This is a genomic window from Stutzerimonas stutzeri, assembly GCF_051028275.1.
Lineage (GTDB): Bacteria > Pseudomonadota > Gammaproteobacteria > Pseudomonadales > Pseudomonadaceae > Stutzerimonas > Stutzerimonas stutzeri_AS.
Genome location: NZ_CP069269.1, coordinates 3635222 through 3650000 on the forward strand (window position 1 = coordinate 3635222; position 14779 = coordinate 3650000).

At 54.5% G+C, this 14779-nt stretch carries 11 protein-coding genes, 4 tRNA genes and 2 rRNA genes (1 of these 17 only partly in view); all 17 read right to left on the minus strand.

Annotation, left to right across the window (positions count from 1 at the left end):
* Positions 1–54 precede the first annotated feature (54 nt).
* A complete protein-coding gene (rpoB, locus tag JQR87_RS16920; protein ID WP_407294895.1) occupies positions 55–4125 on the minus strand; it encodes a DNA-directed RNA polymerase subunit beta in 4071 nt (1356 codons plus the stop codon).
* A gap of 217 nt (positions 4126–4342) precedes the next feature.
* On the minus strand, positions 4343–4711 hold the full coding sequence (rplL, locus tag JQR87_RS16925; protein WP_407294892.1) for a 50S ribosomal protein L7/L12: 369 nt from the start codon (positions 4709–4711) through the stop codon (positions 4343–4345).
* Positions 4712–4790: 79 nt separating this feature from the next.
* The gene (gene rplJ, locus JQR87_RS16930; protein ID WP_407294889.1) at positions 4791–5291 is read right to left on the minus strand and encodes a 50S ribosomal protein L10; all 501 of its coding nucleotides are present in this window, start codon (positions 5289–5291) and stop codon (positions 4791–4793) included.
* Between the two features lie 213 nt (positions 5292–5504).
* Entirely contained in the window at positions 5505–6200 is a 696-nt protein-coding gene (gene rplA, locus JQR87_RS16935; RefSeq protein ID WP_407294887.1) for a 50S ribosomal protein L1, read from the minus strand.
* Positions 6200–6631 (minus strand): 50S ribosomal protein L11, encoded by a 432-nt coding sequence (gene rplK, locus JQR87_RS16940; protein ID WP_025240336.1) that lies wholly within the window; start codon positions 6629–6631, stop codon positions 6200–6202. The genes rplA and rplK overlap by 1 nt, the downstream gene beginning before the upstream one ends.
* A 112-nt stretch (positions 6632–6743) precedes the next feature.
* A complete protein-coding gene (gene nusG, locus JQR87_RS16945) occupies positions 6744–7277 on the minus strand; it encodes a transcription termination/antitermination protein NusG (RefSeq protein WP_407294884.1) in 534 nt (177 codons plus the stop codon).
* A gap of 9 nt (positions 7278–7286) precedes the next feature.
* A complete protein-coding gene (secE, locus tag JQR87_RS16950; RefSeq protein WP_407294882.1) occupies positions 7287–7655 on the minus strand; it encodes a preprotein translocase subunit SecE in 369 nt (122 codons plus the stop codon).
* Between the two features lie 41 nt (positions 7656–7696).
* Positions 7697–7772 (minus strand) — tRNA-Trp (locus JQR87_RS16955).
* 52 nt (positions 7773–7824) lie between these two features.
* Positions 7825–9018, minus strand: coding sequence for an elongation factor Tu (gene tuf, locus JQR87_RS16960; protein WP_434157837.1), 1194 nt, complete (start codon positions 9016–9018; stop codon positions 7825–7827).
* An 83-nt stretch (positions 9019–9101) separates the two neighbouring features.
* Positions 9102–9177, minus strand: a tRNA-Thr gene (locus JQR87_RS16965).
* Between the two features lie 25 nt (positions 9178–9202).
* Positions 9203–9276: transfer RNA gene (locus JQR87_RS16970), tRNA-Gly, on the minus strand.
* Positions 9277–9300: 24 nt separating this feature from the next.
* A tRNA-Tyr gene (locus tag JQR87_RS16975) sits at positions 9301–9385 on the minus strand.
* Between the two features lie 139 nt (positions 9386–9524).
* Positions 9525–10190: an SPOR domain-containing protein gene (locus tag JQR87_RS16980; protein ID WP_407294878.1), complete on the minus strand. Its 666-nt coding sequence runs from the start codon at positions 10188–10190 to the stop codon at positions 9525–9527.
* Positions 10191–10200: 10 nt separating this feature from the next.
* Positions 10201–10941, minus strand: coding sequence for a type III pantothenate kinase (locus tag JQR87_RS16985; RefSeq protein ID WP_407294875.1), 741 nt, complete (start codon positions 10939–10941; stop codon positions 10201–10203).
* The gene (gene birA, locus JQR87_RS16990) at positions 10931–11896 is read right to left on the minus strand and encodes a bifunctional biotin--[acetyl-CoA-carboxylase] ligase/biotin operon repressor BirA (RefSeq protein WP_407294873.1); all 966 of its coding nucleotides are present in this window, start codon (positions 11894–11896) and stop codon (positions 10931–10933) included. The genes JQR87_RS16985 and birA overlap by 11 nt, the downstream gene beginning before the upstream one ends.
* Positions 11897–12006: 110 nt before the next feature.
* Positions 12007–12122, minus strand: a 5S ribosomal RNA gene (gene rrf / locus JQR87_RS16995).
* A 154-nt stretch (positions 12123–12276) separates the two neighbouring features.
* Positions 12277–14779, minus strand: a 23S ribosomal RNA gene (locus JQR87_RS17000); it runs 388 nt beyond the window's last position.

Here is a 14779-nt window from a genome sequence, read left to right on the forward strand (position 1 = left end):
CTCACGGACCTGCGACGGCCGGCTGATGCCGGTCGCCGCATAGGCGGTGCGTGGTTATTCGGTTTCCAGATCGATGTCGATACCGAGCGAGCGGATTTCTTTGATCAACACGTTGAAGGACTCCGGCATGCCGGGCTCCATCCGGTGATCTCCGTCCACGATGTTCTTGTACATCTTGGTCCGCCCGTTCACGTCGTCCGACTTGACCGTGAGCATTTCCTGCAGGGTGTAGGCAGCACCATAAGCTTCCAGTGCCCAGACCTCCATTTCCCCGAAACGCTGGCCACCGAACTGTGCCTTACCACCCAGCGGCTGCTGAGTAACCAGGCTATAGGAACCGGTGGAGCGCGCGTGCATCTTGTCGTCGACCAGGTGGTTCAGCTTCAACATGTACATGTAACCGACAGTGGTCGTACGCTCAAATTTGTTGCCGGTACGGCCGTCGAACAGCTGCATCTGGCCGCTTTCCGGGAGATCGGCAAGCTTCAGCATGGCCTTGATCTCGCGCTCCTTGGCCCCATCGAATACGGGAGTTGCCATCGGCACGCCACCGCGCAGGTTCTTGGCCAGATCCAGAACTTCCTGATCGCTGAAGCTCTCAAGGTTTTCCTGACGCCCACCAATCTCGTTGTAGATTTCGGTCAGGAATTTGCGCAGTTCAGCAACCTTGCGCTGCTCTTCGAGCATGCGGTTGATTTTCTCACCCAAGCCCTTAGCAGCGAGGCCGAGGTGGGTTTCGAGAATCTGACCGACGTTCATACGCGAAGGAACGCCCAGCGGGTTGAGCACGATGTCTACCGGGGTGCCGTTGGCATCATGCGGCATGTCTTCAACCGGCATAATGACCGAGACAACACCCTTGTTACCGTGGCGACCCGCCATCTTGTCACCCGGCTGGATGCGACGCTTGATGGCCAGGTAAACCTTGACGATCTTCAGCACGCCAGGCGCCAGGTCATCGCCCTGCTGCAGCTTGCGCTTCTTATCTTCGAACTTGTCGTCGAGCAGTTGGCGTCGGTCGGAAATATAGGCCTGCGCCTTTTCCAGCTGCTCGTTCAGTGCATCTTCAGCCATGCGCAGCTTGAACCACTGCCCATGCTCGAGGCCGTCTAGAAGTTCATCAGTGATGACGGCACCCTTCTTCAGGCCTGCACCACCCTCAACGGTTGCGCCAACGAGAGCGGAGCGTAGACGCTCGAAAGTCGCACCTTCAACGATACGAAACTCTTCGTTGAGGTCCTTGCGAATCTCGTCCAGCTGCATCTTCTCGATGGCTAGCGCACGGGAATCGCGCTCGACACCGTCACGGATGAAGACCTGAACGTCGATGACCGTACCCTTGGTGCCGGTCGGCACACGCAGGGAGGTATCCTTAACGTCGGACGCCTTCTCACCAAAGATCGCACGCAGCAGCTTTTCTTCCGGTGTCAGCTGGGTTTCGCCTTTCGGCGTAACCTTGCCCACCAGGATATCGCCCGCACCTACTTCAGCGCCCACATAGACGATACCTGCTTCGTCCAGCTTGTTCAGCGCAGCCTCACCCACGTTCGGGATGTCTGCGGTGATCTCTTCTGGGCCAAGCTTGGTGTCGCGCGAAACGCAAGTGAGCTCCTGGATGTGAATGGTGGTGAAACGGTCTTCCTGAACCACACGCTCGGAGAGAAGAATCGAGTCTTCGAAGTTGTAGCCGTTCCACGGCATGAACGCGACGCGCATGTTCTGCCCAAGAGCCAGTTCACCCATGTCGGTGGACGGACCATCGGCCATGATGTCGCCGCGCTCGACCACGTCACCCTTGCTAACCAGCGGACGCTGGTTGATACAGGTGTTCTGGTTGGAGCGGGTGTATTTGGTCAGGTTGTAGATGTCGACACCGGCTTCACCAGTTTCGACTTCCGCGTCATGCACACGCACGACCACACGGCTAGCATCGACCGAATCGATCACGCCACCACGACGAGCCACCACACACACGCCGGAATCACGCGCAACGTTGCGCTCCATGCCGGTGCCCACCAGCGGCTTGTCCGAACGCAGCGTCGGTACAGCCTGACGCTGCATGTTCGAGCCCATGAGGGCGCGGTTGGCATCGTCATGCTCAAGGAACGGAATCAGCGACGCAGCCACGGAAACGACCTGCTTCGGCGACACATCCATCAGGGTGACGTCTTCAGGAGCCTTGACCGTGAACTCGTTCTGATGACGCACAGCAACCAGCTCGTCGACAAGCTTGCGTCCGTCCAGCTTGGCGCTTGCCTGAGCAATGACGTGGTCAGCTTCTTCGATGGCCGAAAGGAATACGATTTCGTCAGTGACCTCTCCTTCCTTGACGACACGGTACGGGCTTTCGAGGAAGCCGTACTGGTTGGTACGCGCGTACGCTGCCAAGGAGTTGATCAGACCAATGTTTGGTCCTTCAGGCGTCTCAATAGGGCAAACACGACCGTAATGGGTCGGGTGCACGTCGCGAACTTCGAAGCCAGCGCGCTCACGAGTCAACCCGCCCGGGCCGAGTGCAGAGACACGACGCTTGTGTGTAATCTCCGAGAGCGGGTTGTTTTGGTCCATGAACTGCGACAGCTGGCTGGAGCCGAAGAACTCTTTTACCGCCGCTGCAACTGGCTTGGCGTTAATCAGGTCCTGCGGCATCAAGCCTTCGCTTTCGGCCATGGAGAGACGCTCCTTGACCGCACGCTCAACGCGAACCAGGCCAACACGGAACTGGTTTTCCGCCATCTCGCCCACACAACGGACACGACGGTTACCCAAGTGGTCGATGTCGTCGACTACACCTTTGCCGTTACGAATGTCGACAAGCGTCTTCAGTACCGCAACGATGTCCTCGCGGCTCAGCACGCCTGAACCTTCGATCTCGGTACGACCGATACGACGGTTGAACTTCATACGACCCACAGCGGACAGGTCGTAGCGCTCCGAGGCGAAGAACAGGTTGTTGAACAGCGTCTCGGCAGCGTCCTTGGTCGGCGGCTCGCCGGGACGCATCATGCGATAGATCTCCACCAGCGCTTCGAGCTGGTTGGTGGTCGAATCGATCTTCAACGTATCGGAGATGAACGGGCCACAGTCGATGTCGTTGGTGTACAACGTCTCGAAACGAACAACCTGCGCCTTCACCAGTTTTGCCAGGATTTCGACAGTTAGCTCTGTGTTGCACTCGGCAATGATTTCGCCAGTGGCGGGATGCACAATTGCCTTCGCAGTGGTGCGACCCAAGACGTAATCCATCGGCATATCGAGTGACTTGATGCCGGACTTGTCGAGCTGATTGATGTGGCGCGCAGTAATGCGACGGCCCTGCTCGACAATCACCTTGCCGTTCTCATCAGTGATATCGAACGATGCGATCTCACCGCGAAGACGCTGCGGAACCAGTTCCAGGCTAAGCGTTTCGCCTTTGACGTGGAATACGTTGGTGTCGTAGAACGCATCGAGAATTTCTTCGGTGCCGTAGTTCAGTGCACGCAAAAGCACCGATGCCGGCAATTTGCGACGGCGATCGATACGTACAAAGACCGCATCTTTCGGGTCGAACTCGAAGTCGAGCCATGAACCACGGTACGGAATGATACGAGCGGAATAGAGCAATTTACCCGAGCTATGGGTTTTGCCGCGATCATGATCGAAGAACACACCTGGTGAACGGTGCAGCTGAGACACGATCACGCGCTCGGTACCGTTGATAATAAAGGTACCGTTTTCAGTCATCAGGGGGATTTCCCCCATGTAGACTTCCTGCTCCTTGATGTCCTTGATCGCCTTACTCGACGATTCCTTATCAAAGATGATAAGGCGCACTTTTACCCGCAGTGGCACAGCGAAGGTCACACCGCGCAGCACGCACTCCTTGACGTCGAAAGCCGGGTCGCCCAGCCGATAGCCGACGTACTCAAGCGCTGCATTGCCTGAGTAGCTGATTATCGGAAAAACGGATTTGAAGGCTGCATGCAAGCCAATGTCGCGGAATTGATCCTTGGTCGCTCCCGCCTGCAGGAATTCGCGGTACGAATCCAGCTGGATGGCCAAAAGATACGGCACGTCCATTACGTGCGGTAACTTGCTAAAGTCCTTGCGGATTCGTTTTTTCTCAGTGTATGAGTAAGCCATCAGCGTTCCCCAGCTTGGTCACCTGCTTGTTTGGCTTCTCCCGACGGGAGCAGCCAGAAAATCTTGCGAATTCTACGATTCGCACCGCCATCAGAGCGGCATTCCATCTGCGCTGCCCAATGAGTATGAGGCAGCTATAACGGAAAAAGGCCGGTGGCAAAAGCCACCAGCCATCAGCCTTACGCGAGTCGCTTCGGCTGTAGACGCAAGGTCGTGCTTACTTGAGCTCGACTTTAGCGCCTGCTTCTTCCAGAGCCTTCTTGGCAGCTTCGGCTTCTTCTTTCGAAACGCCTTCTTTAACCACGCCAGGCGCGCCGTCAACCACTGCCTTGGCTTCTTTCAAGCCCAGACCGGTCAGCTCACGAACGGCCTTAATAACGTTTACTTTCTTATCGCCAGCTTCGGCCAGGATAACGTTGAACTCGGTTTGCTCTTCAGCCGCGGCAGCAGCCGGGCCAGCAGCAGCAACGGTAGCAGCAGCGGCAGTAACGCCGAACTTCTCTTCCATTGCCTTGATCAGTTCAACAACCTGCATCACGGACATTTCGGAAACGGCGTTGATGATGTCTTCGTTGGTAAGAGCCATGACTCTAAGTTCCTATATTTAGGTGACGGCCTGCGGCCATCTAATTCAAAAAGATATTCGAAAGGTGCCTTGCGTGCCGTTAGGCCGCAGCAGCTTCTTTCTGGTCGCGAACGGCCGCCAGAGTACGAGCCAGCTTGCTGGTAGCGCCTTGCATCACGCTCATCAGCTGCGAAATAGCTTCGTCATAAGTCGGCAGGGTTGCCAAAGCGTCGATCTGGTTGGCTGCGATGAACTGACCCTCGAACGCAGCAGCCTTGATCTCGAACTTGTCCTGACCCTTGGCGAACTCCTTGAAGATACGGGCAGCAGCGCCCGGATGTTCAGTGGAGAAAGCGATAAGGGTCGGGCCCTTGAACACGTCGTTGAGCACGTCATATTGAGTGCCTTCAACAGCGCGGCGCAGCAGGGTATTACGCACAACACGCACGTATACCCCAGCTTCGCGGGCCTCTTTACGGAGTCCGGTCATGGCTCCCACGGTCACGCCACGGGCATCAGCCACAACAGCGGAAAGGGCAGCTTTGGCAGCCTCGTTGACTTCAGCGACGATGGCTTTCTTGTCTTCGAGTTTAATTGCCACGGGTTTGTTACTCCTGGATGTTACCGGTTCGCCCGGTCGAAACCGGACGGGTTTTGGTGTCTGATTCGGTACGAATCGGGAGCACCTCTGCGTAGGCCTGAAAAAGCGGTGCTTCTTTGGTTTAAGACTTGCGTCGCCTACGGTCTTGGATAGCCCCCGCCAGGCAGGGACCCCAATGTGTTGCGCCCTGCCGAAAGCCAGGGCGCCAATGCATTACGCCTCGAGGGACGCCTGATCGATGACCAAGCCAGGCCCCATGGTGGTGCTCAGGGTAACGCGCTTGACATAGATACCTTTGGAGGTAGACGGCTTAAGACGCTTAAGGTCGGACAGCAACGCCTCGACGTTCTGCTTCAGCTGACCCGCTTCGAAACCTACCTTGCCAACCGAGGTATGAATGATGCCGTTCTTGTCGGTACGGAAACGCACCTGACCAGCCTTGGCATTCTTGACAGCGGTCGCAACGTCCGGCGTGACAGTACCAACTTTCGGGTTAGGCATCAGGCCACGCGGACCGAGAATCTGACCCAGCTGACCCACAACGCGCATTGCATCAGGCGAGGCAATTACGACGTCGTAGTTGAGTTCACCACCTTTCATTTCTGCAGCGAGCTCGTCCATTCCGACCCGATCAGCACCGGCCGCCAGCGCAGCTTCGGCAGCCGGACCCTGTGTGAAGACAGCAACACGTACGCTCTTACCAGTACCGTTCGGCAGAACGGTAGCGCCACGAACAACCTGATCGGATTTACGAGGATCCACCCCCAGGTTGATAGCGATGTCGAACGACTCGGTAAATTTAACTGCCGAGAGCTGAGCCAGCAACGTAGCGGCATCTTCGAACGCGTACTGCTTGCCAGCTTCGATCTTTTCGGCAATAACCTTCTGCCGTTTGGTCAACTTAGCCATTACACACCCTCCACGTTCAGGCCCATGCTGCGAGCGGAGCCGGCGATGGTGCGCACGGCCGCATCGAGATCTGCAGCGGTAAGATCAGCGTTCTTGGTCTTCGCGATCTCTTCCAGCTGAGCACGGGTAACAGTGCCGACCTTCTGGGTGTTCGGACGAGCAGAACCACTAGTAATACCAGCAGCCTTCTTCAACAGAACGGCTGCGGGAGTGCTTTTAGTCTCAAAGGTGAAGCTGCGGTCGCTATAGACGGTGATGATCACCGGCGTCGGAAGACCAGCTTCCTGACCCTGAGTACGGGCATTAAATGCCTTACAGAATTCCATGATATTGACGCCATGCTGACCCAATGCAGGACCAACGGGTGGCGACGGATTGGCCTGACCGGCCTTTACCTGAAGCTTGATATAAGCTTGAATCTTCTTAGCCATAACTACTCCGTTCCGGGTGATAGCGCCTAACGGCTCCCCTGTTTACTTAAATACCCCAGTGACGACAAAACCCCGCAGCCAGCAGCTGCGGGGTGTGGGATGCTTTCTACAGCTAGACCTTCTCGACCTGACTGAACTCCAATTCTACAGGTGTGGAGCGGCCAAAGATAAGAACAGCCACCTGGATACGGCTCTTCTCGTAATTGACTTCTTCAACAACACCATTGAAATCAGCAAACGGACCGTCCGCCACACGAACCACCTCACCCGGCTCGAATAGAGTCTTGGGCCTAGGCTTATCGCTTCCATCAGCTACGCGACGCAGGATCGCCTCAGCTTCCCTATCCGTTATCGGCGCAGGCTTATCTGCAGTACCACCAATGAAACCCATGACCCGAGGCGTATCCTTGACTAAATGCCAAGCGCCTTCAGCCATGTCCATCTGAACAAGCACATAACCTGGGAAGAACTTGCGCTCACTTTTGCGCTTCTGCCCGTTACGCATCTCGACCACTTCTTCAGTGGGAACCAGGATCTCACCGAAATGGTCTTCCATACCAGCAAGCTTGATGCGCTCGACTAGCGAGCGCATGACATGCTTCTCGTAACCCGAGTAAGCATGAACCACATACCAACGCTTAGCCACGAGACACCCTTACCCTACGACCATGGAAACCAGCCAACCGAGGAGAGAATCAAGCCCCCACAACAGCAGCGCCATAACCAGCACAACAGCCACAACAATCAGTGTAGTCTGAGTGGTTTCTTGACGGGTCGGCCAAACGACTTTACGAATCTCGACGCGCGCTTCTTTCAGAAGAACGAAAAAGGCACGACCTTTAGAAGTCTGCAGAGCCACAAATGCAGCAACCACAGCGAACGCGAGAAGCGCTAGAACCCTGTAGAGAATGGGCTCGGCAGAATAATACTGATTACCCACCACCGCCACGGCCACCAAAGCAGCCACAACAAGCCACTTCACCAGATCGAAGCGAGTGTCTTTGGCTTCTGCTTTGACATTCATCTGCTAGAACCCTGTAAAAACTGCCAAATTCAAACTGAAGTTGGCAGGCCAGGAGGGAATCGAACCCCCAACCTGCGGTTTTGGAGACCGCCGCTCTGCCAATTGAGCTACTGGCCTAACAAGAGTCAGGCCGACTATTATGCCGGCCTGAATTGATCAGATCAATCGATTATTCGATGATCTTCGCAACTACGCCCGCACCAACGGTACGACCACCCTCGCGAATCGCGAAGCGCAGACCATCTTCCATGGCAATTGGAGCGATCAGGGTAACAACCATTTTGATGTTGTCGCCCGGCATTACCATCTCAACACCTTCCGGCAGCTCACAGTTACCTGTGACATCAGTAGTACGGAAGTAGAACTGAGGACGGTAGCCCTTGAAGAACGGCGTGTGACGACCGCCTTCTTCCTTGCTCAGAACGTAGACCTCACCCTCGAACTTGGTGTGCGGCTTGATGGTACCCGGCTTGGCCAGAACCTGGCCACGCTCGACATCATCACGCTTTGTCCCGCGCAGCAGGACACCAACGTTCTCACCTGCACGACCTTCGTCTAGCAGCTTACGGAACATCTCAACACCGGTGCAGGTAGTCTTGGTCGTGGCACGAATACCAACGATCTCAATCTCCTCCTGAACCTTGACGATCCCGCGCTCAACGCGACCCGTTACAACAGTACCGCGACCCGAGATCGAGAATACGTCTTCGATCGGCATCAGGAACGGCTTGTCGATTGCACGCTCAGGCTCCGGAATATAACCATCCAATGTCTCAACCAGCTTACGAACGGCCGACACACCCAGCTCGTTGTCATCCTGACCATTGAGAGCCATCAGAGCAGAACCGATGATGATCGGAGTGTCGTCACCTGGGAAGTCATAGGTCGACAGCAGATCGCGAACTTCCATCTCAACGAGCTCGAGCAGCTCAGCGTCATCCACCATATCTGCCTTGTTCAGGAAGACTACGATGTATGGAACACCAACCTGACGGGACAACAGGATGTGCTCACGAGTCTGCGGCATCGGACCATCAGCAGCGGAGCAAACCAGGATAGCACCATCCATTTGCGCAGCGCCGGTGATCATGTTCTTCACATAGTCGGCGTGACCTGGGCAGTCTACGTGGGCGTAGTGACGAATCGATGAGTCATATTCAACGTGAGAAGTGTTGATGGTAATACCACGAGCCTTCTCTTCTGGCGCGTTGTCGATTTGCGAGAAATCACGCGCAGAGCCGCCCCAAGTTTCAGCACAGACCTTGGTCAGCGCTGCAGTGAGCGTGGTTTTGCCATGGTCAACGTGACCAATGGTGCCGACGTTCAGGTGCGGTTTGTTACGTTCGAATTTTTCTTTAGCCATCGAGACCGTCTCCCATCGTTGAATTGAGCTAGTCACGCCACCATTAAAACAAAGGCAGATATTTACATATCTGCCTTTGGTGTTGGAGCTCATGAGCGGATTTGAACCGCTGACCTCACCCTTACCAAGGGTGTGCTCTACCAGCTGAGCTACATGAGCTTATCTTGTTCGCGTTACCCTAAACTGGAGCGGGTAGCGGGAATCGAACCCGCATCATCAGCTTGGAAGGCTGAGGTTCTACCACTAAACTATACCCGCGCAACCATGGTCTACGCTTAAATCTGGTGGAGGGGGAAGGATTCGAACCTTCGAAGTCGATGACGTCAGATTTACAGTCTGATCCCTTTGGCCGCTCGGGAACCCCTCCAGAACGAGGCGGCATTTTCTTAGCCTACCTCATCACTGTCAAGCTTTTTCTCATTAAAAACGAGGACTTAGCTTCGGTGACAGCGCCAAACAATATAGCCCGGGGGCGGTACTGCTGAGCGGGCGCCATTCTATTTAAATTAATCAGAAGTTGCAATGGTTGAGCACGGCATTTGACGATGCTCAACCTGGGGGAAATCACTCATCAAATCGCCAAGCAGCGTGTCGCTTAGCAAATGCTGCTGACCTCTTGCTACCTGAACCCAGTAGCGACGATGAGTTCTCGGTAACTCACGAATCAACGCTTCATAGTCGACATCATTTAGTCGAGACACAACGCTTTCGGCTGAGTCCCTACGTGAGAATATCCCCAGAGATATGCCGTTAGCCAAATCCCCTACAGTGATTATGTAGCTATCGATGTTTTGGGATTGCAGCTCGCGCAGCTGACGCAACGATGCCTGCCGAGAAACAAGCGGAGGCAAATAAACCCAATAGTCGACCCCTGCCGCTTCGTCGACATTCTTAACCTGAGAATCGATGTCGAGACTGAGTAGACGCTGCTCGATCGCTAGAGCAACGGACTCTTCATCGAAGCCACCCAGGAAAAGACAGGACCGCTCCGCCTCTGCGACAGGGGCGCGAGGGGCCAAGCGTGTTGTTTCGCTCAGTAGCTGGATGCTTGAGTCTAGGCTAGAGCCGCCGGAGACCTTAGCCTCCTGCTTGATGGGAAGCGACTGGTGATTAAGCTGATACAGATAAAACGACAGATTCAGAACTACCAGAAGCATGAGAAGCCAGCGCATCGATACCCCTTTAGGGACAGGCTATTGCTAGCCCCCTGAAAACCAGATCCGACACGCATTTTACCCCAGGGAGATCTGCAACCAATGCCGCATCCCCACCTGTGACTAAAACAGTGAAATCTTCGCCTAGCTGATCGCCTGCAAAAGCAATCTGACTGGCAACATAGCTTCGCACCATCATCAGGCAACCACGCTCGACCCCCTCGGCTGTACTTTTACCAGGCGTATTGGCCGCGAGCGCAGCTTCGATTTCTGCCGGGCTGTAATGAATGCGGCGAGTATGAGCAAGTAGCTGACCACGCAACAGCGCTGTCCCTGGCACTATATAGCCACCAAGGTGCACCCCATCATGATCCACCAAGTCGACTGTGATAGCTGTTCCTAGATCGATTACTAAACACGCCCCCTGGCACATTTCATACGCAGCGATAACGGCCAACCATCGATCCAACCCCAGACGTTGCGGGTCATAGTAGCCGTTGGCTACACCAGCCGTTTCTGCAGCGGCACAAGCCTTAGCGACATCAACCTTGAAGGCCTCCGATATAAGACTGACCATTTCTTCGGTCTCTGCATCTCCTCGAACGCTGACTAATCGGCACCGCGAGATACTTTCGACGTTTTGATCAGCAAGCTCTCGAATCAAATCGACAAGCTGTAGTGCCACTCCTTGCGCAACCAGTAGGCCTTCCGAACCTGAAATTACGCGCCATTTAACAGAGCTATTGCCACAGTCCAGTTCAAGAATCATGGTTGAGCCTCAAGCTTAACTCTCCCCCACTGAACGACCGCTGCTCCTGATCGCTGATCCGCAGCCTCAAGGCACCTTGCTGATCTACTCCCATCATCATGCCTGTAAACTGTTGAGAGCCTGTACTTAACGTGCACTGTTTTCCGCGCCAAATGTTATTTGCTTCCCACTCTTCGTGTAGCGCAGCAAACCCCTCTCGAGCGTGCCTGCTCAAGTATTCGCTTAGCGAGCGACTGATTAGCTGTAAAAACTTGCCTCGATCGCACAGTCCCCCCACCTGCTCCTTCACCGAGGTCCAAGGCTGCCCAACATCCAAAGAACCCGGCGCCATGTTCACGTTTACTCCGATGCCAATAATTACATGGCAAACATCCGCCGGATCACCACTCAACTCTACCAAGATTCCAGCGATTTTCTTTCCATCGGCGAGGACATCGTTAGGCCATTTCAGCCCGGCATTCGAAACCCCCGCAAGGCGCAACGCTTTGAGCACTGCCAACCCAACTACCAAACTCAATGCTGACAGCGCGCTAGGGCCTCTCGTAATCTTAAGGGCAAGCGTGTAGTAGATATTTTGTGCTGACGGACTCACCCATGCACGACCTCTACGCCCTCGGCCAGCGGTCTGAGCCTCAGAGACGATAACGAATGGCGTAGTCACACCGGCATCTATTAGCCTGAACGCTTCGGCATTGGTCGAATCCACCGTATCTAGTACGTAAAGGGTCCATCCAAGATCAGCCAATGCTGCTGCACTTTCCTCGTGATTGATAAGCGATAGAGGTTCTGCCAGCCGGTAGCCTTTCCCTGGCACTCTGAAGAGCTCGATACCAAACTCGGCCTCAAACCGCTTAAGGTTCTTCCAAACAGCACTTCGGCTCACACCCAGTACAGAACCCAGCTCTTCGCCAGAATGGAAACGGCCATCACTGAGCAAGCGCAACAAGTTATTCATTTGCCCTCCGCAACCCCTAACCCTATCACTAGACCAACAGAGCGCATTTTCCGCGCCCCCAAAAGACAAACCCCCGACCTTCGTTAGAAGATCGGGGGTTTGGTGTAGAAGCTTGACGATGACCTACTCTCACATGGGGAAGCCCCACACTACCATCGGCGATGCGTCGTTTCACTTCTGAGTTCGGGATGGGATCAGGTGGTTCCAACGCTCTATGGTCGTCAAGCAATTCGGTTGGGGAGTCGGTGTTGAGTCGCTTCCCCTAATTGGGTATGTGATGGTGTTGCCTTGTACGGTTCGCTTTGCGAGCGTTGCGTCTTTTCGGTTTGTTGTCGACTTCAACCGTCTGACACACAAACATCAAATTGTTTGGGTGTTATATGGTCAAGCCTCACGGGCAATTAGTATGGGTTAGCTCAACGCCTCACAACGCTTACACACCCCACCTATCAACGTCGTAGTCTTCGACGGCCCTTCAGGGAGCTCAAGGCTCCAGTGAGATCTCATCTTGAGGCAAGTTTCCCGCTTAGATGCTTTCAGCGGTTATCTCTTCCGAACATAGCTACCCGGCAATGCCACTGGCGTGACAACCGGAACACCAGAGGTTCGTCCACTCCGGTCCTCTCGTACTAGGAGCAGCCCCTCTCAAATCTCAAACGTCCACGGCAGATAGGGACCGAACTGTCTCACGACGTTCTAAACCCAGCTCGCGTACCACTTTAAATGGCGAACAGCCATACCCTTGGGACCGGCTTCAGCCCCAGGATGTGATGAGCCGACATCGAGGTGCCAAACACCGCCGTCGATATGAACTCTTGGGCGGTATCAGCCTGTTATCCCCGGAGTACCTTTTATCCGTTGAGCGATGGCCCTTCCATACAGAACCACCGGATCACTAAGACCTACTTTCGTACCTGCTCGACGTGTCTGTCTCGCAGTCAAGCGCGCTTTTGCCTTTATACTCTACGACCGATTTCCGACCGGTCTGAGCGCACCTTCGTACTCCTCCGTTACTCTTTAGGAGGAGACCGCCCCAGTCAAACTACCCACCATACACTGTCCTCGATCCGGATAACGGACCAGAGTTAGAACCTCAAAGTTGCCAGGGTGGTATTTCAAGGATGGCTCCACGCGAACTGGCGTCCACGCTTCAAAGCCTCCCACCTATCCTACACAAGCAAATTCAAAGTCCAGTGCAAAGCTATAGTAAAGGTTCACGGGGTCTTTCCGTCTAGCCGCGGATACACTGCATCTTCACAGCGATTTCAATTTCACTGAGTCTCGGGTGGAGACAGCGCCGCCATCGTTACGCCATTCGTGCAGGTCGGAACTTACCCGACAAGGAATTTCGCTACCTTAGGACCGTTATAGTTACGGCCGCCGTTTACCGGGGCTTCGATCAAGAGCTTCGCTTGCGCTAACCCCATCAATTAACCTTCCGGCACCGGGCAGGCGTCACACCCTATACGTCCACTTTCGTGTTTGCAGAGTGCTGTGTTTTTAATAAACAGTCGCAGCGGCCTGGTATCTTCGACCGGCATGAGCTTACGGGGTAAACCCTTCACCCTCACCGGCGCACCTTCTCCCGAAGTTACGGTGCCATTTTGCCTAGTTCCTTCACCCGAGTTCTCTCAAGCGCCTTGGTATTCTCTACCCAACCACCTGTGTCGGTTTGGGGTACGGTTCCTAGTTACCTGAAGCTTAGAGGCTTTTCCTGGAAGCATGGCATCAACCACTTCTCCTTCTAAAAGAAGGATCGTCATCAGTTCTCGGCATTAAGACCCCGGATTTACCTAAGATCTCTGCCTACCACCTTAAACTTGGACAACCAACGCCAAGCTGGCCTAGCCTTCTCCGTCCCCCCATCGCAGTAACTAGAAGTACGGGAATATTAACCCGTTTCCCATCGACTACGCTCTTCAGCCTCGCCTTAGGGACCGACTCACCCTGCGTCGATTAACGTTGCGCAGGAACCCTTGGTCTTTCGGCGTGCGAGTTTTTCACTCGCATTGTCGTTACTCATGTCAGCATTCGCACTTCTGATACCTCCAGCAAGCTTCTCAACTCACCTTCACAGGCTTACAGAACGCTCCTCTACCGCTCATCTTACGATGAACCCGTAGCTTCGGTACCTGGTTTGAGCCCCGTTACATCTTCCGCGCAGGCCGACTCGACTAGTGAGCTATTACGCTTTCTTTAAAGGGTGGCTGCTTCTAAGCCAACCTCCTAGCTGTCTAAGCCTTCCCACATCGTTTCCCACTTAACCAGGATTTTGGGACCTTAGCTGACGGTCTGGGTTGTTTCCCTTTTCACGACGGACGTTAGCACCCGCCGTGTGTCTCCCGTGCTGACACTTGCTGGTATTCGGAGTTTGCATCGGTTTGGTAAGTCGGGATGACCCCCTAGCCGAAACAGTGCTCTACCCCCAGCAGTGATACACGAGGCGCTACCTAAATAGCTTTCGAGGAGAACCAGCTATCTCCGAGCTTGATTAGCCTTTCACTCCGATCCACAGGTCATCCGCTAACTTTTCAACGGTAGTCGGTTCGGTCCTCCAGTTAGTGTTACCCAACCTTCAACCTGCCCATGGATAGATCGCCCGGTTTCGGGTCTATTCCCAGCGACTAGACGCCCTATTAAGACTCGCTTTCGCTACGCCTCCCCTATTCGGTTAAGCTCGCCACTGAAAATAAGTCGCTGACCCATTATACAAAAGGTACGCAGTCACCTAACAAAGTAGGCTCCCACTGCTTGTACGCATACGGTTTCAGGTTCTATTTCACTCCCCTCTCCGGGGTTCTTTTCGCCTTTCCCTCACGGTACTGGTTCACTATCGGTCAGTCAGTAGTATTTAGCCTTGGAGGATGGTCCCCCCATATTCAG

What these genes read in the sequence shown, in the direction of transcription:
- rpoB (WP_407294895.1), bottom strand. Translation starts at nt 4,125, where the DNA reads ATGGCTTACTCATACACTGAGAAAAAACGAATCCGCAAGGACTTTAGC.
- rplL (WP_407294892.1), bottom strand. Translation starts at nt 4,711, where the DNA reads ATGGCTCTTACCAACGAAGACATCATCAACGCCGTTTCCGAAATGTCC.
- rplA (WP_407294887.1), bottom strand. Translation starts at nt 6,200, where the DNA reads ATGGCTAAGTTGACCAAACGGCAGAAGGTTATTGCCGAAAAGATCGAA.
- rplK (WP_025240336.1), bottom strand. Translation starts at nt 6,631, where the DNA reads ATGGCTAAGAAGATTCAAGCTTATATCAAGCTTCAGGTAAAGGCCGGT.
- secE (WP_407294882.1), bottom strand. Translation starts at nt 7,655, where the DNA reads ATGAATGTCAAAGCAGAAGCCAAAGACACTCGCTTCGATCTGGTGAAG.
- tuf (WP_434157837.1), bottom strand. Translation starts at nt 9,018, where the DNA reads ATGGCTAAAGAAAAATTCGAACGTAACAAACCGCACCTGAACGTCGGC.
- JQR87_RS16980 (WP_407294878.1), bottom strand. Translation starts at nt 10,190, where the DNA reads ATGCGCTGGCTTCTCATGCTTCTGGTAGTTCTGAATCTGTCGTTTTAT.
- JQR87_RS16985 (WP_407294875.1), bottom strand. Translation starts at nt 10,941, where the DNA reads ATGATTCTTGAACTGGACTGTGGCAATAGCTCTGTTAAATGGCGCGTA.
- birA (WP_407294873.1), bottom strand. Translation starts at nt 11,896, where the DNA reads ATGAATAACTTGTTGCGCTTGCTCAGTGATGGCCGTTTCCATTCTGGC.